The organism is Nonomuraea fuscirosea, assembly GCF_035917475.1.
Taxonomy (GTDB): Bacteria; Actinomycetota; Actinomycetes; order Streptosporangiales; family Streptosporangiaceae; genus Nonomuraea; species Nonomuraea fuscirosea.
This window is the reverse complement of sequence record NZ_CP109074.1, coordinates 7311511-7331185: the sequence shown is the minus strand read 5'-3', so window position 1 is coordinate 7331185 and position 19675 is coordinate 7311511. Positions and strand designations below refer to the sequence as shown.

Annotated in this window: 17 protein-coding genes; 9 read left to right on the top strand and 8 right to left on the bottom strand. The window is 72.9% G+C overall.

Features of this window, described 5'->3' with window-relative positions; translation table 11 throughout:
* Positions 1–78: 78 nt before the first annotated feature.
* The 3 genes from mycP (at position 79) to OIE67_RS33385 (ending at position 2023) form a co-directional block, all read left to right on the top strand.
* The gene (gene mycP, locus OIE67_RS33395; protein ID WP_326627972.1) at positions 79–1293 is read left to right on the top strand and encodes a type VII secretion-associated serine protease mycosin; all 1215 of its coding nucleotides are present in this window, start codon (positions 79–81) and stop codon (positions 1291–1293) included.
* Positions 1294–1384: 91 nt separating this feature from the next.
* Positions 1385–1708, top strand: a complete 324-nt coding sequence (locus OIE67_RS33390) for a WXG100 family type VII secretion target (RefSeq protein ID WP_106235882.1) — start codon at positions 1385–1387, stop codon at positions 1706–1708.
* Positions 1709–1726: 18 nt separating this feature from the next.
* A complete protein-coding gene (locus OIE67_RS33385; protein ID WP_106235883.1) occupies positions 1727–2023 on the top strand; it encodes a WXG100 family type VII secretion target in 297 nt (98 codons plus the stop codon).
* 13 nt (positions 2024–2036) lie between these two features.
* On the opposite strand, the gene eccCa is transcribed toward OIE67_RS33385, so the two are convergent.
* Positions 2037–6020 (bottom strand): type VII secretion protein EccCa, encoded by a 3984-nt coding sequence (gene eccCa, locus OIE67_RS33380; protein WP_326627968.1) that lies wholly within the window; start codon positions 6018–6020, stop codon positions 2037–2039.
* 103 nt (positions 6021–6123) lie between these two features.
* Between eccCa and eccD the strand changes: the two genes are divergently transcribed.
* The gene (gene eccD / locus OIE67_RS33375) at positions 6124–7509 is read left to right on the top strand and encodes a type VII secretion integral membrane protein EccD (protein ID WP_326627966.1); all 1386 of its coding nucleotides are present in this window, start codon (positions 6124–6126) and stop codon (positions 7507–7509) included.
* 25 nt (positions 7510–7534) lie between these two features.
* On the top strand, positions 7535–8944 hold the full coding sequence (eccB, locus tag OIE67_RS33370) for a type VII secretion protein EccB (protein ID WP_326627964.1): 1410 nt from the start codon (positions 7535–7537) through the stop codon (positions 8942–8944).
* A gap of 103 nt (positions 8945–9047) precedes the next feature.
* Here the strand turns inward: eccB and OIE67_RS33365 are convergent, their stop codons facing one another.
* Positions 9048–10049 carry an ArsR/SmtB family transcription factor gene (locus tag OIE67_RS33365; RefSeq protein ID WP_326627962.1) on the bottom strand — a complete coding sequence of 334 codons (1002 nt, stop codon included), beginning with the start codon at positions 10047–10049 and terminating at the stop codon, positions 9048–9050.
* 465 nt (positions 10050–10514) lie between these two features.
* On the opposite strand from OIE67_RS33365, the gene OIE67_RS33360 reads away from it, so the two are divergent.
* Positions 10515–10703, top strand: coding sequence for a hypothetical protein (locus OIE67_RS33360; protein WP_146178065.1), 189 nt, complete (start codon positions 10515–10517; stop codon positions 10701–10703).
* A 129-nt stretch (positions 10704–10832) separates the two neighbouring features.
* Here the strand turns inward: OIE67_RS33360 and OIE67_RS33355 are convergent, their stop codons facing one another.
* The 4 genes from OIE67_RS33355 to OIE67_RS33340 all read right to left on the bottom strand — a co-directional run bounded on the left by OIE67_RS33355 (position 10833) and on the right by OIE67_RS33340 (position 15176).
* Entirely contained in the window at positions 10833–12287 is a 1455-nt protein-coding gene (locus tag OIE67_RS33355; RefSeq protein ID WP_326627958.1) for a vanadium-dependent haloperoxidase, read from the bottom strand.
* A gap of 133 nt (positions 12288–12420) precedes the next feature.
* Complete coding sequence (locus OIE67_RS33350; protein ID WP_326627956.1) at positions 12421–13410, bottom strand: endonuclease/exonuclease/phosphatase family protein; 990 nt, start codon at positions 13408–13410, stop codon at positions 12421–12423.
* A 77-nt stretch (positions 13411–13487) separates the two neighbouring features.
* Complete coding sequence (locus OIE67_RS33345; protein ID WP_326627954.1) at positions 13488–14279, bottom strand: SAM-dependent methyltransferase; 792 nt, start codon at positions 14277–14279, stop codon at positions 13488–13490.
* Between the two features lie 144 nt (positions 14280–14423).
* Complete coding sequence (locus OIE67_RS33340; RefSeq protein WP_326627952.1) at positions 14424–15176, bottom strand: SpoIIE family protein phosphatase; 753 nt, start codon at positions 15174–15176, stop codon at positions 14424–14426.
* 329 nt (positions 15177–15505) lie between these two features.
* On the opposite strand from OIE67_RS33340, the gene OIE67_RS33335 reads away from it, so the two are divergent.
* From OIE67_RS33335 to OIE67_RS33325, 3 genes are read left to right on the top strand one after another with little or no spacing between them, the layout of a single operon-like run.
* Complete coding sequence (locus tag OIE67_RS33335) at positions 15506–16660, top strand: sensor histidine kinase (RefSeq protein WP_326627950.1); 1155 nt, start codon at positions 15506–15508, stop codon at positions 16658–16660.
* Complete coding sequence (locus tag OIE67_RS33330; RefSeq protein ID WP_326627948.1) at positions 16657–17775, top strand: hypothetical protein; 1119 nt, start codon at positions 16657–16659, stop codon at positions 17773–17775. Before OIE67_RS33335 ends, OIE67_RS33330 begins: the two co-directional genes overlap by 4 nt.
* Positions 17772–18443: a sigma factor-like helix-turn-helix DNA-binding protein gene (locus tag OIE67_RS33325; protein WP_219911667.1), complete on the top strand. Its 672-nt coding sequence runs from the start codon at positions 17772–17774 to the stop codon at positions 18441–18443. Before OIE67_RS33330 ends, OIE67_RS33325 begins: the two co-directional genes overlap by 4 nt.
* A gap of 57 nt (positions 18444–18500) precedes the next feature.
* Here the strand turns inward: OIE67_RS33325 and OIE67_RS33320 are convergent, their stop codons facing one another.
* Positions 18501–19067: a Uma2 family endonuclease gene (locus OIE67_RS33320; protein ID WP_326627942.1), complete on the bottom strand. Its 567-nt coding sequence runs from the start codon at positions 19065–19067 to the stop codon at positions 18501–18503.
* A gap of 7 nt (positions 19068–19074) precedes the next feature.
* Positions 19075–19659, bottom strand: coding sequence for a Uma2 family endonuclease (locus OIE67_RS33315; RefSeq protein WP_326627940.1), 585 nt, complete (start codon positions 19657–19659; stop codon positions 19075–19077).
* Positions 19660–19675 lie beyond the last annotated feature (16 nt).

Sequence of the window (19675 nt, the reverse complement as noted above, 5' to 3'; positions counted from 1 at the left end):
CGACACCTGCCTACCGGGCGTACCGCGGGATGACGCGTCATTTCAAGGTTTTTGGAAGAGAGCCACGACAGTGCGCGAGTGTCGGAAGACTCCCCTGTCGTGCCCTTCCTCTGGTACGGCACTACCGTGCCTCTTCTCCACGGCGCCGCGGCCCTGCTGCTCGCCCTGACCCCCGCCCCGGCCTCGGGCGGGCCGGTCAGCTGCGACCCGGAGCCGGGCGTCGCGGAGGTCACCGGCACGCCGTGGCCGCAGGAGCGGCTGCGTTTCGAGCGGGTGTGGCGGCTCACCAGGGGCGAGGGCGTCACCGTCGCCGTCGTGGACAGCGGTGTGGACGCCGCGCATCCCCAGCTCGCCGGCGCCGTCACCCGCCAGGTGGACCTGACCGCCACGGACCCGCGCGACTGCGTGGGCCACGGCACGGCGGTGGCCGGGATCATCGCGGGGCGCGACCTCACCTCGCGCGGCGTCCCGGTGCTGGGCGTCGCGCCGGCCGCCGCGATCGTGTCGATCAAGCAGACGGAAGGGCGCTCGGGGGACGTGTCCCGGCTGGCGCGGGGCATCCGGCGGGCCGCCGACCTGGGCGCGGACGTCATCAACGTGTCCGTGCAGGCCCACGACGCCCCCGAGTTGAAGGCGGCGGTGACGTACGCGCAGGCCAGGGACGCGGTGATCGTGGCGGCGGCCGGCAACGTCAAGCAGGACGACGGCGCGGTCACGCCCGCCTACCCGGCCGAGTACCCCGGCGTGATCGCGGTGGGCGCGGCCTCGCCCGACGGCGGGAAGCCGGGCTTCTCCAACGACGTCACCCGCGTCTCGGTGACCGCGCCGGGCGCCGGGGTGACGAGCGCGTGGACGGGCGGCGGCTACCGCACGGGGCTGGACGGCACCAGCTTCGCCGCCCCCTTCGTGTCGGGCGTCGCCGCCCTGGTCAGGGCCCGGCATCCCGATCTCGACCACTGGCAGGTCAAGCGCCGGCTGGAACGGACGGCCGAGGGCGGGGGAGCGGCGGGCACCGGGGCCGGGCTGGTCAACCCGCTGCAGGCGGTCACCTCCGTGCTGCCGGAGGCGGAGGAGAGCCGGGACGCCGCGCCGCCCGTCGTCCTGGCCACGGCGCCGGTGCCCGACGAGCGGACGCGCGGCCTGGCGATCAGCATCACGGCCGGCGCGGGCGGGGTGACGGCGCTGACGGTCTTCCTGGCGTTGACGCTGCCCAGAGCCAGGCGGCGGGCCCGGCGGGCCGATGAACAGGGGGCCGGCGGGCCGGGGGCCGGAAAACATTTACAGGAAAGTTGAAACCACAGCCCTGGCATCGAGCGCCGCCTACGTTGATCCAGAAATTCGGAACCCGGTCGACAGCGGGTTCACGAGAGCCGAGAGGTGAACCGTGGCAGACAGGACCACTTATGCCGAGGGCAGCCAGCACAGTGCCGCGGAACGCGTACAGATCGCCGTCGGGAACGTGGAACAGATCCGCAACCGGCTCGCCCTGATCCCCGAGACGCTCGGCGGCGCCTGGATGGGCGAGGCCGCCACGGTCTACACGCAGGTGCTCAACGAGTGGACCCCGCAGTTCACCAAGGTCATCGAGGCCCTCGCCAGGATCGGCGAGAACCTCAAGGCGACCGACGTCCAGTACACCGAGGCGAGCACCAGCGCGAGCGAGGTCGCCGCGAGACTGAGGTCGTCCCTCAACGGCGGCGCCATCTAGGGCGAAGGAGAGCTCACCATGACCGGTCCCGACATCATCCTCGCCAATTTCGACGAGATGGAGGAGATCGCGGCCGAGCTCGGCCGCGCCTACGCCAATCTCGTCGGCGAACTGGCCGACCTGGAGGACGACCTCAAGGTCCTGGAGACCTGGGACGGCCCGGCCAAGGCCGTCTACCTCGACGCCAAGGTCCAGTGGAACCAGGCGGTGGAGGCCATGGGCGACACCATGCAGCGCCTCGGGCCGTCGCTGCACGACGCGACCGCGATCATGCGGGACGCGGAGAACGCCAACGTCCGCCGCTGGGGCACCTGAGCCGCGCGACCGTTCATGGCGCCAGGTAGGCGGTCTGGATCAGCTTCTCGCCGGAACGCCGGTTCACGTGCAGCCCCCGCCCCGCGGGCAACTGCCGCGGCCGTACGTTGCCGAAGAGCTGCCCCTCCTCCCTCGGCCCCGACAGCAGCACGGCGGGCGAGTTCATCTCCTTCAGCCGCCGCACCACCGGGTCCAGCATGCCCCGCCCCGCCCCGCCCATGGCCCGGGCCAGCACGAGGTGCAGCCCGATGTCCCTGGCCTGCGGCAGCAGGTCGCCGAGTACGGCCAGGGGGTTGGCGGAGGTGGCCACCAGGTCGTAGTCGTCCACGATGACGTACAGGTCCTGCCCGGTCCACCAGCTCCGGGTGCGCAGCTGCTCGGAGGTGAGGTCGGGCGGCGGCAGCCGTTCGGTCAGCACCTCCTGCACCCCCTTGAGCAGCGTCGTCGCGGCGGCGCTCGACGCGGCGTAGCCGACGCGGTGCCCGGTGTCGGTGGCGTCCAGCAGCGAGCGCCGGTAGTCGATGACGACGAAGCGCGCCCGCAGCGGCGTGCGCGCGGCCGCGATGCCGTGCGCGATCACCTTCAGCAGGTTGCTCTTGCCGCTCTCGGTGTCGCCGAGCACCACGAAGTGCGGGTCGGCGTCGAAGTCCAACAGCACGGGAGCGAGTGCGGCCTCGTCGATGCCGACCGGGATCCGCATGGGGCCCTCGGCCGGGGGAGCGGGCAGCGTGTGCGCGGGCAGCAGGGCCGGCAGCAGCCGTACGGGCGGCGCGGGACGCCCGGGCCACGCCGCCGCCGCGGCCTGTACCAGGGCGGAGACCCCGTCGGCGAGGTCGTCGAGCGTGCGGCGGCCGTCGATGCGCGGCAGCGCGGCCAGGAAGTGCAGCGACTCGCGGGTGAGGCCGCGTCCTGGCGTGCGCTCGGGCACGTTCGCGGCGGCCTTGCGGTCGATCTCCGAGTCGAACGCGTCGCCGAGCCGCAGCTCCAGCCGGGTGGCGAGCAGTTCGCGCACCCCGGCGCGGAACTCCAGCCACCGGTTGGCGGTGCCGACGACGTGGATGCCGAAGCCGAGGCCCCGCGTGACCAGGTCGCCGACGTCGGCTTCGAGCAGCTCGTACTCCTGGCGCAGGGTGGCCCAGCCGTCCACCACGAGGAACACGTCGCCCCAGCCGTCGCCCTCGTGGGCGCCGGAGGCGACCATCCTGCGGTAGGCGGCCATGGAGTCGATCCCGCGCTCCACGAACAGCCGCTCGCGCCGTTCCAGCAGCGTCTTCATCTCGGCCACGGTCCTGCGCACCGCGTCGGCGTCGAGGCGGGCCGCCACGCCGCCGACGTGCGGCAGCCCGGACAGCGCCGACAGGGTGCCGCCGCCGAAGTCCAGGCAGTAGAACTGGACCTCCTCCGGGGTGTGGGTGAGCGCGAGCGAGGCGATCAGCGTGCGCAGCAGCGTGCTCTTGCCGGTCTGCGGCGCGCCCACGATCGCGACGTTGCCCGCCGCGCCCGACAGATCCAGCCAGTACGGGTCCCGCCGCTGGTCGAACGGGCTGTCCACGATCCCGGCGACGGCGTGCAGCCGCCCGGGCCGCTCGCCCGACGTCCCCGCCGCGGTGAGCCCGTGCGTAGGCGTGGCCTCGACGGGCGGCAGGAGCCGGTCGAGCGAGGCGGGCTCCCTCAGCGGTGGCAGCCAGATCCGGTGCGCCGGCGCGCCCTGGCCCTCCAGCCGTTTCACCACGATGTCCAGCAGGCTGTCCTGCCTGCCCTTGGAGTCGGCCACGACCGGGGGCGCGGCGGCGACGGGCGGCAGCGGGACGCGTTCTGCGCCGTACCAGACGATCTTGCCCCGGTGTCCCGTGCGGGCCGGCCCGGCCGGGCCGCGCGCCTCGGCCGGCCGGTACGGCCCCGACACGTACGCGGCCTTGAACCGCGTCATCCCGGTCGTCTCGAACATCAGGTAAGCGTTGCCCGGCTCGGGCGGCAGCGAGTAGGCGTCCGCCACCCCCAGCACCGCCCGGCTCTCGGCGGCCGAGAAGGTGCGCAGCCCGATCCGGTACGACAGGTGCGTGTCCAGCCCGCGCAGCCGCCCCGCCTCCAGCCGCTGCGAGGCCAGCAGCAGGTGCACCCCGAGCGAACGCCCGAGCCGCCCGATCATCACGAACAGCTCGGCGAACTCGGGCTTGGCCGCCAGCAGCTCGCTGAACTCGTCCAGCACGATGAACAGCGTCGGCAGCGGCCGCAGCTTGGCCCCCTGCTCGCGGGCCTGCTCGTAGTCGCGCACCGAGGCGTGGTTCCCGGCCGAGCGCAGCAGCTCCTGCCGGCGTACCAGCTCGCCGTGCAGCGCGTCGTGCATGCGGTCGACCAGCGGCAGCTCGTCCTCCAGGTTGGTGATCACCGCGGACACGTGCGGCAGCGCGTCCAGCCCGAGGAACGTGGCGCCGCCCTTGAAGTCGACGAGCACGAAGTTCAGCGTCTCGGAGGAGTGCGTGATCGCCAGCGCGAGCACGAGCGTGCGCAGCAGCTCCGACTTGCCCGAGCCGGTCGCCCCCACCACGAGCCCGTGCGGCCCCATGCCGCCCTGGGCCGCCTCCTTGATGTCCAGCTCCACGGGCTGGCCGTCCGCGCCCAGCCCGATCGGCACCCGCAGCCGGTGGCGCGCCGGGCGGGGCTGCCAGCTCACCGCCGTGGACATCCGGTGCGCGTCGCCGATCCTGAGCAGGTCGGTGAGCGTGGTGTCGGTGGCGAGGACGTCCTGCCGCTCCTCCCCGCCGCCCGTGCCGGTCCGCATCGGCGCGAGCTGCCTGGCCAGCGCGGCGAACGCGGGCGCGGCCATCCGGTCGGGGCGGCCCAGCCCGGTTCCGACCTCGTTGCCCAGCTCGTCCGCGCCGATCCTGACCAGCTCCTCCGGTCCCGCCTCCAGGCGCAGGGTGAGCGGCGCGGGCGCGGGCGGGGTGGCGCCGCTGAGGTCGATCACGGTCACGCCCTCGATGACGTCCTGCGCGAGCCGGCTGCCCGCCGGCACCGTGCCGCCGTCCACGACCACGACGTGGTACGGCACCGCGTCCGCCGCGAGCCCCTTGCTGAACCGGGGCCGGTCCTTCAGCTCGAATCCCAGCAGGAGGTCCAGCTCGCCCAGGTCGCCCACGACCAGCCGGACGGGTCCGGCGCCGTCCTCCTCCGAGGGGTGCAGCGCGTGCGGCAGCCACTTCACCGGCTCCCAGTCCCGCGCGGCGCCGGACCCCGCGCACACGGAGATCCGCAGGTCGTCGGGGGAGTGCAGCGCCGCCGCCTGGGCCAGCGCGGCCCGGACCAGGTCGCGCGCCACCAAGGGATCCCCGCTCAGCACGATCCGCGCGAACGAGTGCAGCGCCAGCGCCACCGGCAGCCCGGGGACGGTGGCGTGCGTGCGCACGAACCGGCGCAGCGCGCCCGCCGTCATCGGGTCCAGGTCCTCGACCGGCCCGGTCTCGGGCGGGATCAGCGGCAGCGAGAGCCGCTGCGCCGAGGTGGCGATCCTGACCTGGACGAAGTCGTCGTCGTGCGGCCTGCGCTCCCACAGCCGGGTGGTCATCACCAGCGACCACAGGGCGGAGGGGTCGGGATGGATCCAGGTCATGGCGCGGCGCTGCTGCCCGGCGGCCGCCCGGACCCGCTTCCTGACCTGCTCCAGATAGCGGTAGTAGTCGCGGCGCCGGCCGTTGAGCTGGTTCCTGCGCTCCCCGGCGGTGCGCATCAGCTGGCCGACGCTCATGCCGGCCATCGAGATCGCGAACAGGCCGCTGGAGACCAGCATGATCGGGTTGCCGGTGGAGCCGCCGGTGAACATGAGCGCCATCGCCCCCGCGCCCGCGATCATCGGCAGGTACGTGAGCAACTGCGTCAGCCCGCCGCCCGTCACGGTCTCCGGGATCTCGGGCGGGGGTTCGAGGAGGACCTCTCCCGCCGGAGACTCCGGCGGCTCGCGCCGCTCCGGCCGGCGGATCACGATCAGGCTGCCGCTCACCAGCCTCATGTAAGCGTCTGACGTAGGGATATAGGCGACATTTCAAAATTCCTGAACGTTTTTCGCCCGTCACGGCGCGAACCCGCTCCCTACACTCATCCGGGTGAGCGCCACCGGAACCGACCTGTGCCGGGTCACCGTCGTGACCCCGCGCGGCTTCCTGGACCTGGGCCTGCCATCGGACATCCCGCTGGGCAACCTGCTGCCGACGCTCCTGCGCATCGCAGGCGAGGGGCTGGCCGAGGCGGGCCTGGCCCACGGCGGCTGGGTGCTCCAGCGGCTCGGCGCGCCGCCGTTCGACCCGGACGCGACCCTGTCCGAGCTGGCCGTGCACGACGGCGAGCTGCTGCACCTGCGCCCGCGCGGCCACGAGCTGCCCGAGGCCGTCTTCGACGACGTCGCCGACGCGGTCGCGACCGGCGTCCTGGAGCGCACGGGACGCTGGCAGCCGGCCGCGACCAGGAGTTACGGCCTGCGCGGAGCCGTCGCCCTGCTCGGGCTCGGCGCGGCGGCGCCGCTGACGGCCGGCCCGCCGTGGCCGCCCGCCGCGCTGGTCGCCGGGGTCGTGGCGCTGGTCCTGCTGCTGGTGGCCGCGGCGCTGTCCCGGGCCATGGACGACGCCGGAGCGGGAACGGTCATCGGGTACGCGGCCCTGCCCTACGGCTTCGTCGCCGGCCTCGTCGGACCGGCCTCGGCGCAGGCGCTCGTCCAGCCGGACACCCTGCTCTCCGCCTGCGGCGTGACGCTGATGCTGGCCACGGCGACCGGGTTCGCGGTGGCGCGGGGGCTGCCCGCGTTCCTCGGCGTGGCCGCCGCCGCGCTCTGCGGGCTGCTGGGCGCCGGCGTCGTCATGGCCTTCGACCTGCCCCCGGCCGGGGTGGCGGCGGTGCTGGCCGCGCTCGCCGTCGGGCTGAGCACGACCATCCCCTCACTGTCGTTCCGGCTGGCCGGGATGCCGCTGCCCGCGCTGCCGGCCACGGCGGAGGAACTGCGCCAAGAGAGCGGCGACCTGGACGGCGCGATGGTGATCGACAAGACCGTGCTCGCCGACCGCTTCTGCTCGGGGCTGCTCGGCGCGGTGGCGCTGGTGGTGCTGGGCGCGCAGGTGCTGCTCGTGCTGGAGGGCACCTGGGCCTCGCTCGCGATGAGCGCGGCGCTCTCGCTGTCGCTGCTCCTGCGGGCCCGCGTCTTCGAGGGCCGCGGCCAGCGGGCCTGGCTGACGGCCGCGACCCTGCTCGGCGTGCTCCTGCCGGCCGGGGCCGCGACGCTCGCCGCCGCGGACGGGACCGTCCTGTACGTGATCGTGCCGGGGCTCGTGGCGCTGGCCCTGGCCGTGGCGGGGACGGCGCTGTGGCTCACGACCGGGCGGCCGTCGCCGTTCTGGGGCCGCGCGGGCGACATCGTCGACATCCTGCTGATGATCGCGCTGGTGCCGCTCGCCCTGGCCGTGATGAACCTGTACGAGACCATCCGCGGCCTGGTCGGCTGACCCGGCCCGCGCCGGGAGGGGCGGAGTGCACAACCAGCGCGATCTTTACCAGGCCTACCGCCTCACCGTGCAGCGCGTCGGGCTGGCCCTGCTGCGCGGCCGGCCCAACCTGCCGGAGTGGCCGCTGCGCCGGCAGAACATCGGGTTCCTGGCCGGCGTCATGGTCGCGGTCCTGCTCTGCGTCGGCTTCGCCGTCTACGGCCTGCTGCGCCCCGGCGGCACCAGGGCTCTGGAGGACCCCGGCACGCTGATCATCGAGCGCGAGACAGGGGCACGCTTCGTCTACAGCCAGGACCAGCGCCGGCTCATCCCCGTCGCCAACTACGCCTCCGCCCGCCTCGTCCTCGACGCCGGGCAGATCAAGGAGCGGGTCGTGGCCAGGCAGGCGCTGGCCACGTACGAGCGCGGTGCGGCCATCGGCATCCCCGGCGCGCCCGACTCGCTGCCCGACCCGGCGAACCTGGCCAAGGGCCCCTGGTCGGCGTGCGTGCGGGAGCGGGCCGAGCCGACCGGGCGCGAGCCGTACGTGATGCTGGTCGCGGGACGCGACCTGGGCGGAATGCCGGTCGTCGAGGGGGAGGCGACGCTGGTCGGCGTGGGCGGCCAGACGTGGGCGATCTGGCGCGGCACCCGCATGCGCGTGCCGGCCGGCATCGCCGGCGGCCTCACCGCCGCCGACCCGGCCGCCGTGCCGGTGGCCTGGCTGAACGCGCTGCCGGAAGGGCCCGACCTGGCCGCCCCCGCCATCCCCGGACGGGGCCGCCCGGTGACCGGGCCGGGCGGCAAAGCGGCGGCGGTGGGGCAGGTGTTCCTGGCCGGCGCCGTGGCGGGCGGAGAGGACCGCTGGTACGTGCTGCTCGCCGACGGCCTGGCCCCCATCACCCAGGGGCAGGCCGCGCTGCTGCTGAGCGACCCCGACAGCAGGTCCGCCTACGGCGGTGGCGCGGTCGAGGAGATCCGGGTGGACGCCGCCACCGCCAACGCCGCCCCCCGCTCCCGTACCGCCCTGCCCGCCGACGGGCTGCCCGCCGTGCTGCCGCGGATGACCGCCTACGACCCGGCGCGCCCGATCTGCGTGGTCTACGCGGAGACCGGCACCGGCTCCACCCGCGTCCGCGTCACCACCGGCGCCACGCTGCCCGCCGCGCACGGCGACGCCACCGACCTGGTCCGCCTGCCGGCCGGTCGCGCCGTCCTGGCCGGGGTGCTGCCGGGTGACGGCCAGCTCAAGGCCGTGCAGTCCTTCTACCTGGTCACCCCCGAGGGCCGCCGCTACGCCGTGCCCGGCGCCGACGTGCTGACCAGGCTGGGCTACACCGCCGCCCAGGCCGCCCCCGTGCCGCTGAACGTGCTCCAGCTCATCCCCGAGGGCCCGGTGCTGGACCCGGCACGGGCCGCCAGGCCCGCGATCGGCGGCGATCAGCAGCCGCGGTAGCCCGCACCTCGTGCTCGGCGGCGATCAGCAGCCGCGGTAGCCCGCACCTCGTGCTCGGCGGCGAACAGCAGCCGCGACAGCCCGCACCGGTTCCCCCGGCGCCTCAGCAGCGGAACAGCTCCAGCAGCTCGTCCGCCCGGTTGGTGCGGGCGATCCACACCTCACGGCCGCGCCGCTCGCGGGTGATCAGCCGCCCGGCGCGCAGCCGGTCGCAGTGGTAGGTGAGCCCGCTGGGCGCGATCTTCATGTCCGTCGCCAGCATGGACATCGTCATCGGCTGGTCCAGCGCGCAGAGCAGGTCCGCGCGGACCGGCCCCACCAGCGCCGACAGCTCGTCCACCGCCGGGGCGACGGGCTTGCGCCACAGGGAGTCCGCGCCGGGCACGGGGTAGGCGATCCACACCGCGCCGGGGTCGTCCAGGCCGAGCACGAGCGCGTCCCGGCCGGCCAGCATCGGCGTCAGGACCAGCGTGCGCTCGCCCAGCTCGTACGTGCCGGCGGGCGAGCCGGGGAAGCGCAGGCCGCCCTCCACGTGCACGATGCGTTCGCCGAGCGCCCCGAGCAGCAGCTCGGGCCCGCCGCGCACGGTCGTCACGCCGACCCGCTCGACCTCCCTGTCGAGCAGCGGCCGGGCGCGCTTCCACAGCGGTTCGACGGTGTTCCAGACGTCGGCCAGGGCACTGGCGTAGCCGTGCAGCCAGCGAGCGGGCCGCTCGGCCGCCGCCCGCCACTGCACGGGCGGCGCGTCCGTTCTGTACGTACGCTCCAGGTCCGCGAGGAAGGCGTCGGGCGACAGGTCGTGCAGGGCGGCGACCTGGGCCGGCACGGAGACGTCACCCCCGATGGGGGAGTGCGGCACCAGGCTGTCCGGCCCCAGCGAGCAACCGGGAGCGGCCAGCGGGCGTACGGCCTCGTGGCCGAGCGGGCCGACCCGGGAGCCGATCGCCCGCCGCCACAGCTCGGGCAGGCCGCGGCGGCGGCCGGCGACGGCGTCGATGAGCATGGCAAGGGCGGTGAGACTCGGCGAGATCGAGATGTTCAGCTTCGGTGTGGAGCTCAGGCGCAGCTCACTCCACCCGCTGGTCCTTGGTACTTGGGCCCCCACAGGTAGGACAGTAGACAGGTAAGACATCGCCGGAGGAATGCTTCAACAATGCTAGAAACATCCAAAAACGGCCCCTATGTGATGCGGACGGTGCGGCTTTCGAGGGGGCGTGTCGCCTCTGCGGTCAAGTTCATGCCTTGTCCTCTTCTGTAAAGCTGTGTCCCTCTTTGGAACGGGGAAGCTACGCCTCTTCACTAACTTCTGACTTGAAAGTCCCTTACAAGCTCCGTTGCCCCCGCCCGCCTCCCGGCGCGCTTCCCAGGCCGCTTCCCCCTGACCAGGGGGGCATTTCTGGTACCGAGGTCAATAGATCGTCACCTGGGAGTGGGGTTTTCTCCCCGCCGGGTTGGGCGGAGCGGTGGCAGGCGGCCTTGCGGAGATGGAAGGCTGCCCGCAACCGCCCCGGTTCTCCTGCGAATGGAGGACCGGGGTGGAGCCCGCAATGCACCGAAAGGAGTGCTGCAGATGACACAAGACGCCAGCCGCGTCGCGGCGAAGCGGATCAACGACCACGTGGAGATCATCCACGCGGACAACCCGGACACGGTGCTGGAAGTTCCTCGCCGTGACTGGGAGGCGTTCACCGCGGCCGTCAAGTCGGGCGCGTTCGACCTCGAAACGCTCAACAGGCAGGCCGAGGAGAGCGCGGCCTGACCTTCCGCAGCACGAAGGCGCCCGCTCCCCGGACCCGGGAAGCGGGCGCCCGCCGCTCAGCAGCGGCTCTTGGCGTGGTCCACGCCGCTCAGCTCTTGGCGCGGTCCCGCACCGCTCAGTTCCCGGGGCTCAGTGGCGCCCGGACCAGTAGCTCTTGGCGCGCTCCCATGCCGCCGTGCCGACCGCGCTGCCCAGGGCGCGGCCCTGCTCGTCACCGAGGCGGAAGTGGATGCCGCCGTACCGGCGCGACAGCCCGGCCTCCGTGGCGGCGTCCGTGAACGTACGCCAGCGCAACGTCACGTCCCGCGCGGGCGTCACCCCCGGCTCGATGAGCGACGACCCCTGGGCGACCACCGCCTGCCCGCCGAACGCGTCGCTCCCGGTGAAGCGCCTGAGCACCTCGGCCGCCGCCGCGCTGAACGTGCTGTGCCCCGACACGTACTCGCCGAACGGCGGCGTCGGGAACGTCGCCGGCTGGTACGGCGTCCACAGCGCCCCCTCGACCGTCCGTCCGCCCCACGTCGGGATGCTCTGCCCCTGGTACAGGTAGCGGATCGCGGTGATCGGCCGGGCCGAGTCGTGGTCGCGCTTGACCTCCCACGAGGCGATGCCGGCGTCCATGACCGAGTTGGCCAGCGCGAAGAACAGCTTGGCGTCCTGGTCGACGCCGTGCCGGTCGCGCGCCGAGACCTGCTGGGCGAACAGGCACCAGTGGCCGGGCGGCGTTTCGCTGCTGGGCCCGTCGGACCAGTACTCGGAGATCGCCTTCTTCCTGTCGTCCAGCGCGGCCGTACCGGAGACGATCTCGGCGGCCTGCGCCCGGAACCCCGCCGAGCCGTACGCGTGCGGCGCCGGCACCCGGTCGGCGAGTGACTTCGCCGCGCCGCTGAAGGAGGCCACCCCGCCCCAGTGCGGCGCCAGGAACGGCGGCGTCACGACCGCTCCGGCCCGGTTGACGTACGTCAGCGGCGCCCACCGGCCGGGAGCGTTCAGCGTGGTCAGCGGCTCGGCCACGACGACGGGAGCGTTGACCGGCGCGTAGCCGGAGGTGTCGGCGTAGCCGTTGCCCTGGTTGGAGCCGTCGGCGTGCCGGTGGTCGAGCACCGCCTGGCACGCGGCCACGCCGGTGCGGGCCGCCTGGCTCGACGGATTCGCCGGATCGTAGCCCAGCTCGTTCATCAGGGCGTCGAAGCCCGCCCGCTGCGCCGGATAGAGGTCCACCGCCGCGAGGTGGGCGGCGAAGCTGATCGCCTCCGCCTTGTTCGCCTCGGTGTGCTCCGCCGGGGGACGCCGGAGCGAGCCGCCGAGCCGGGTGCCGACGGCGACCGCGTCGTAGGCGGCCCAGGCGTCGTAGGCGCAGGTGTGCGTGACGGCGAGCGCCCTGGCCACCATCGGCGGGCCGAGCGTTCCGGTGCGGATGGCCGTCAGCAGCGCCTGGTTCCACCGGACCACCACACTGGGGCCGCCGGTGGACGCGGCTTCGGCGGCGGCTTCGGTGGCGGTGGCGGGCAGGGCGGGGACGGCGAGCGCGGTGGCGCTCACCAGCGCGAGCGCCAGCGTGCGTAAGGACGTGCGTGCGGGCATGAGCGATCTCCTCCTGGAAATGGGACGGGCCCCGGGCACCAGGAGACGATGCCATGCTCGAACACGCTTTCTAACTTACCGGCAGGTGACACCGCCCTTACTCCATCCGGCGAACGCCTGGAGACGGCGCGTGTCAGGGGAGGCGGAGCTCGGCGAAGACGCCGCGATGGTCGGTCCTCGGCACGTCCAGGACCTCCACCCGGCGCACCGCCACCCTCCGATCCGCCAGCACGTGGTCGATGGAGATGATCGGCGGCATCGGCCGGAAGTTCGGCCACGTCGGGGTGAGCCCCTGGCCCAGCTGGTCGGCCGCGTCCACGTAGCCCCGGTCGAGCAGGTCGCGGAAGGCGCGGTGGTCGAGGCTGGCGTTGAAGTCGCCGGCCAGCACCCTGATCGCCGTGGGCGAGGCGGGCGGCAGGCCGCGCAGGGCGGCGTTCCACTCCCGCTCCATGCGCCCGAGCGGCGGGTTCGGATGCACGGCCACGAACTGCACCTCGCCGCCCCCGGGCAGCGCCACGGTGGCGGCCGGCATGTTGTGCCCGATCGGCGTGAACAGCCCGGTCAGCTTCGTCACCGGATGCTTGGAATAGATGCCGCTGCCGGTCGCCCCCCACTCGGCCTGCAGCACCCGGTACGGGAGCAGCTGCTTCAGCCCGGCCGCGTCCAGCCGTTCGGCCTCGGCGTAGGTCAGCTCCAGGGCGCTGAACACCTCGACGTCGTACCGGCGGACCAGATCGACCACCGTCGCCGCGTCACCGCGCCCGAACAGGTTCACCGTCAGCACCCGCAGCGACGCGCCCCGCGTCGCCGGCTGCTCGGCGCTCACCGTGCGCGGCACCACCAGCGCCACCATGGCCACGCACACGAGCGCGGCGGCCAGCGCGGCCCGGCGGTTGCGCCGCAGCAGCGACAGCAGCGCGGTCAGGGCGGCCAGCCCCGCGCCGTACGGGGTCACGGTCATGAGCTGCGTCAGGAACGAGCCCTGCTCCCAGCCGCCGGCCCTGATCACGGCCCACGACGCGAGCAGCGTGACGACCGTCCAGCTCAGCCACCGCCGGCGGCGCCGTTTCGATCTCGGCCGCTCACCGGCCACGGGCTGCTCGACCCCGACCGCCGCGCTCACCGCGCTGTCCTGTCCCCGAACTGATCCACAGCTTGAACCTTAAACCGCTTTGGAACGTGACGGCGCGCGGCCCGCCGTCACGGCTTGCGGCCGACCCCGGCGTACATCCAGGCCGCCGGGTCGGGGAAGAGCGGCGTGTCGTGCCACTCGGAGACCGCGACCAGGCCCGGCTCGACCAGCTCGAACCCGTCGAAGTAGCGGGCGATCTGCTCGCCGGTCCGCGGCGTCCTGTGCATCGCCTGCGGCCGGGTGGCCTCCAGGTAGTCCTCCGCGGTCTCCTTGGACACCAGGTCGAGCGTCAGGTGGCTGAGCACCAGGAAGCTGCCCGGCGGCAGGGCCTGCGCGTAGGCCTTGACCAGCCCGCCCGGATCGTCGTCGTCGGAGATGTGCATGAGGATCGCCACCATGACGAGCGCGATCGGCTGGTCGAAGTCGAGGGTGCCGAGCACGTCGGGGTGTTTCAGGATGGTGCGCGGCTCGCGGACGTCGGCCTCGATGTAGGCCGTCCTGCCCTCGGGCGTGCTGGTGAGCAGCGCCCGCGCGTGCGCCATCACGATCGGGTCGTTGTCGACGTAGACCACCCGGGCGTCCGGCGCCTCGGCCTGCGCCACCTCGTGGGTGTTGCCCTGGCTGGGGATGCCGGTCCCGAGATCGAGGAACTGGCGCACGCCCAGCCGGGCGAGGTGGCGCACCGCGCGGCCGAGGAAGGCCCGGTTGTTGCGGGCGCTCTCGCGGATGCCCGGCACCGCGGCCATGGTCTGCTCCGCCACCCGGCGATCGGCCTCGAAATTGTCCTTCCCGCCCAGCCAGTAGTCGTAGACCCGGGCGGAGTGAGGAATGTTCGGGTTGATGCCGTGTGGTGCGCTCACATGAGCGATCCTAGGTCAACCGGATCATCGGCACGATCGCCGCCCCCATTTGGTCGTATTGTTCACGCCCCGTTCGCCTGGTTCCCGCGGTTCGCGCAATCACCCGGTTCACCCCGTTTCACCTGGTTCGCGCGGTCACACTCGTCACGCCGTCACGAACTCGGCGATGACCACCGTGGCGTCGTCCTTGGGCTCCGCGGCGGCCATCTCGTCGTACAGACGGTCGAGACAGGCGCTCGGCGACGCGCCGCCCCCCAGCAGCTGCTTCGTCCGCACCTCCCCGAGCGTCCTGACCGCCCCGTCGCTGACGAGCGCGATCCGGTCCCCTGGACGCAGTATCAGCGTGCCGATCTCCGGCTCGGCGGCCGGCAGGCCGACCCCGCGCGGCCCCGAGCCCTGCCACGCCGTCGTGACCAGGCGCGGCTCCCCGCCCTTGGGGCAGTGCCAGATCCCCCCGTCGCCGATGTGCGCGTACCGCAACCGGGGGATCTCGGTCCGGTCGAGCACGACCAGGTCGAGCGTGCTGGCCAGCTCGGGACAGGCGGGGTCGCGCAGCGCCGCGGCCCGCACCGCCCGGTGCGCCGCCTGCGCGCAGCCGCGCAGGTCCCGCTCCATCGTGCCGGCGTGCTGCGGCCGTTCGGTGACGACCGCCCCAAGGGCCAGCGCGGCGGCCGGGTGCGCCGGCTCCGCCCCGACGGCCCCGCTGGCCGCCGCGATCAACCGCTCCTGGACGACGTACGCGTCGGACGGCCGGCCGCGCGTCCCCTCGTACGTGCCCCCCACCGCCACCAGGCGCGGCCGTGCCACCGGCATCCCCGCCGGCCAGTTCCCCTTCCGGCCCCTGACCGTCATCACGGACAGGCAGCCCAGCAGGAACGTGATCACGAACACCGTCATGAGGTCCCCTCCCCGCCGCGATCTTTCGCGGCCACACGCGTCCCAGTACACGCCTGTGAGAAGGGACGCGACTGACGGCCGATCGGCCGTCGTAGCACCATGACGGCCGATCAGCCGTCATGCCGGTGGGGGCGGCCCGGGACAGGGTTCGGGGAGGGCGGTGAAGACCGCAACAGAGCCGGCCCGAGGACAAACAGCCATGCGACCCATGACGCCAATTACCGGAATTTCGGTAAAACGCGGAGAAACCCTTTTCCGTAGCTTTTTACCCATGCTTCCCTGCGTTATCGTGAGACCCGTCTTATGCCCATATCGCGTGCGGACGGCTCATGGTTCATTCCGGCTCCACGAGATACGACTCGGCCAGCAGGCAATTGGACCAGGCCGTCGCGAGGACGGCGGCCGGCGCACGGAGCGCGGTGGGCTCGGTGGCCGTCGTGGCGGCGCTGTTCGGTGCCGTCCCGCCGGTCGACTTCCGCTGGCTCGCGCCCATGCTCGTGCTCCACTTCACCTGGACGGCGCTGTTCGCCCGCGTGTTCTGGCGCAAGCGGCCACTGCCTCACCTGCTGGTGGCCGGTGATGTGGCCATCACCGTCGCGTTGTGCCTGGCGCAGATCCACCTCGTGGCGCCCGAGGCGCTCTTCACGGGGTCCAGCTGGGTCGCGGGGCTGGTCACGATGACCGTCGTCATGGCCGGAGTCACGTGGAGGCCGCGCACGGCCGTCCCCGTCGGGTTCGCCGTGGCCGCGGCGTTCGCCGTCGGCGTGCGGCTGGCCACCCCCTCCGGCGACGTGCACACCACCCTCGGCATCCACCTCGTCCAGCTGCTGGCCATCGTGCTGCTCATGACGCTGCTGCGCCGCTCGGCCGCCTCGGCCGACACGTTCCTGCGCGAGAGCGCCCGCGCCGAGATCTCCCTCATGGTGGAACGACTGCGCCGCGAGGACGAACTGCGCCAGGTCGGCAGCGTCCACGAGACCTCCCTGCACACGCTGACCATGGTCGGCCTGGGTACCTACGACGAGCCCTCACCGACCCTGCGCGCCCAGGTGGCCACCGACCTGGCCGCCCTCGACAAGCTGCGCGACCAGCCGGGCGCCGACCCCGCCCCGATCGCCCTGGACACGCTGCTCGACGAGGTGGCCGGCCGCGCCACCGGCCTGGACGTGCACCGCAGCCTGACCCCCGAGACCGTGCCCGGCGACGTCGCGGAACGCTTCGCCCGCGCCGTCACCGAGGCGCTGGCCAACGTCGCCCTGCACGCCGGCGTCCAGGAGGCCGACCTGAGCTCGGAACGGCGCGACGGAGAGATCCACGTCGAGATCGCCGACGCCGGCCGGGGCTTCGACCAGCACCGCCTGCCACCCGACCGGTTCGGCGTGCGCGGCTCCATCCTCGACACCATGCGCTCCCTGCCGAACGGCGGCGCGCAGATCTCCTCCGGCGACCGGGGCACCCGGGTGATCCTCTGGTGGCGGCCATGACCGAGGAGATCGAGCAGATCGCCCAGCGCTACGCCCGCTACACCGCGCTCGGCGCCGTCGTCATCGCCGGGGTCTGGCACCTCGGCTACGACCTCACCGTCACCCTCACCGGCTGGAGCTCCTTCCGCTGGCCGCTGCTGGCGCTCGCCGCCTGGATCGTCTACTCCGTCGTCTTCGCCGTCGGCGCGCTGGCCCTGTCCCGCACCTCCCGGGGCCCGGACCGGATCCTCGAACTCGCGCTCGCCACCCTGGCCGTGGAGGTCGCGGTCATCGTCGCCTCCCGCCCGGACGAGCTGCTCGGCATCAGCGACTGGGGGTTCGGCTCCATCGGCTGGATCGGCGTCATGCTCACCTGGAACCGGCCGCGCTGGCGCGGCGAGATCGTCGCCTTCCTGGCCGCCAACGCCGGCATCATGCTGGCCGCGATGGCCGTCTCCGGCTCGCTCGACCGCGTCTCCATCGCCAAGTACCTCGTCGTCATCGCCGGGGGCGTCACCATGCAGCTCGGCTACATGGCCGGCTGCCACATGCTGCGCGCCCGCGCCGAGGACACCGTGCTGCTGGCCCGCAAGCTGGCCGCCGACGACGCCTGGCGCGAGTCGGCCCAGCGCATCCACACCGACCGGCTGCGCCGCTACGAGGCCATCCGCGACGTGGCCGAGTCCCTGCTCACCCAGCTCGCCGACGGCGCCGACCCGGGCGATCCCCGGGTGCGCGAGGACTGCACCGCGGGCGCCATGCGGCTGCGCCGGCTCATCACCGAGCGGGAGGACGTACCCGACGAGCTCGTCGCCGTGCTGCGCGAACGCATCGACGCGGCCGAGCGGCGGCAGGTCCTCGTCACGGCGCCGCCGTTCGGGGATCACCTGCCCGCCCTGCCGAACGGCGTGCGCGAGGACCTCCTCAGAGCTCCCGTCCGGGCGCTCGACGGGGCGATCTCGCGGGCGAGGGTAACGGTTTCCGCGATGTCCACGATGGTGAGCGTGGCGGTCGTGGCCGACAACGAGGATCTGCCCATCAGCTCGACCCCCGTACGTGAGGCCAGCGGCGTCGTCGTGAGCTACCAGCGGCAGGGAGGTGAGATATGGGTCAACAGCATCTGGGAGGGCCCGTGACGGTCGCCCTGGTGGAGGACCACCAGGTCGTCGTGGACGGCGTACGGTCGTGGTTCGGCCCGCCGGGCCCGATCGAGCTGGTCGTGCAGGGGCCCACCATCGAGTCCGTCCGCGGCATCGCCGCCGACGTGCTGCTGCTCGACCTCAACCTCAACGGCACCATGGTCGTCGACCGGGTCGGGGAGTTATGCGCGGGCGGGCAGCGGGTGATCGTCTTCTCGGAGCACGAGGAGCCGGAGATCGTCCGCAAGGTGCTGGACGCCGGCGCCTCGGCCTTCATCGGCAAGGGCCGCGCGACCAAGGAGTCCTGCCTGGAGACCATCCTGGAGGTGGCCGCCGACCGGCCCTCCGTCACCCCGCCGATGGCCCAGGCCATCGCGACCGACGAGGGCCCGCACCGGCCACAGCTGTCCGACAAGGAACGGGCGGCGCTGCTGTACTGGTTCCAGTCCATGTCCAAGGCGTCGGTGGCGGCGCGCATGGGGATCAAGGAACGGACGGTGCGGCAGTACATCGACCGGGCGCGGGTCAAATACGCGGCGGCCGGAAGGCCCGCGCCCACCAAGGAGAAACTGCTCATCTGCGCCATCCAGGACGGCCTGGTGAGCCCCGACGAGGTGACCGTCTACACCTCCCTGGCCGCCAAGGGCCCGCCCGGCGACCAGTGAAACTCCTGGACCCCGGGCACTCCCGGCAGGAGGGGGCCGGCAGTACCGGGGTCCAGGTCAGCGCCTCACGCAGAGCACGGCGGGATCGAACTCGACCGCGACAGGCACCGCCATCCTCGCCACGGCACCGGCCTTGTGCACGACCGGGGGCTCGTAACGGTCACCCTTCAGCTCGTAGACGTAGAGAGCCGGTCCCTCATCCGGTTCGATCCGCCAGTAGGAGGGGATACCCGCCTGGGCGTATGCGACCGCTTTGAGGCCCTCGTCCTGTTTCATGGTGCTCGGGCTGCAGACTTCTACGACGAGCAGCAAGTCCCGAGGCGAGAACATGAGCCCGACCCTCTCCACCGACTTCTCGTGAACGACGACGAGATCGGGAATGTAGAAGTCCCTACCGGACACCCGCACATTCACCGCCGGCAACGCCTCCAGCTCGTCCGGCAGGGCGTCGTCGAGAATGCCCAGCAGCCGGCAGACGATCCGCTGGTGCAGGGGAGCGGGGACGGGAGTCGTCAGGAGAACGCCGTCGCAGAGCTCGTACCGGTTTCCGTCATCGGGAAGATCGAACAGATCCCCGACCGTGTACGAAGCCACGCGACGCCCGTCCGGCTCGATCACCGTCATCTCGAGGTCAGTCGAGCAGCTGAGCGGGATCGAGACCCACCTCGAACGGTCGCGTCAGCTTCGCCACGACGCCGGCCTTGTGCACGGCCGGCGGGCCGTAGTGGTCACCGTCGAGCTCATAGACGTAGAGGGCGGGCCCTTCGTCCGGCTCGACCCGCCAGTAAACGGGAATGCCGGCCTGCGCATACGTCTTGGCCTTCAGGTCCTCGTCCCGCATGCGGGTGCTCGGGCTGCCCACCTCCACCGCGAGCAGCAGATCCTGCGGGGCGAACATGAGCCGCACGGTCCGCACCGAACTCCTCGACACGACCACGACGTCCGGAATGTAGTAGTCCTTCTCCGACACCCGCAAGTTGGCGGCCGTCAGCGTCACCAGGTGCGGCGGCGCCGCGGCCTGCAGGGCGACCATCACGTTGGTGATCACCAGCTGGTGCATGGGGGTGGGGGAAGGGCTCACCAGCAGGCTCCCGTTGAAGAGCTCGTAGCGGTTTCCGTCGTCGGGAAACTCGAGCAGGTCATCGACCGTGAAGGACCGCCCTGTGGGCAGGAACGGTTGCGGCCTGCCCGGTTCGATCGCCGCCAATGTGGTCACCCGCTCAGTATCGGGA

Bases quoted from the DNA above. Each gene is read 5' to 3' on its own strand.
- OIE67_RS33385 (WP_106235883.1), top strand. From the start codon at position 1,727: ATGACCGGTCCCGACATCATCCTCGCCAATTTCGACGAGATGGAGGAG.
- OIE67_RS33360 (WP_146178065.1), top strand. From the start codon at position 10,515: ATGACACAAGACGCCAGCCGCGTCGCGGCGAAGCGGATCAACGACCAC.
- OIE67_RS33355 (WP_326627958.1), bottom strand. From the start codon at position 12,287: ATGCCCGCACGCACGTCCTTACGCACGCTGGCGCTCGCGCTGGTGAGC.
- OIE67_RS33340 (WP_326627952.1), bottom strand. From the start codon at position 15,176: ATGACGGTGTTCGTGATCACGTTCCTGCTGGGCTGCCTGTCCGTGATG.
- OIE67_RS33335 (WP_326627950.1), top strand. From the start codon at position 15,506: ATGGTTCATTCCGGCTCCACGAGATACGACTCGGCCAGCAGGCAATTG.
- OIE67_RS33330 (WP_326627948.1), top strand. From the start codon at position 16,657: ATGACCGAGGAGATCGAGCAGATCGCCCAGCGCTACGCCCGCTACACC.
- OIE67_RS33320 (WP_326627942.1), bottom strand. From the start codon at position 19,067: ATGACGGTGATCGAGCCGGACGGGCGTCGCGTGGCTTCGTACACGGTC.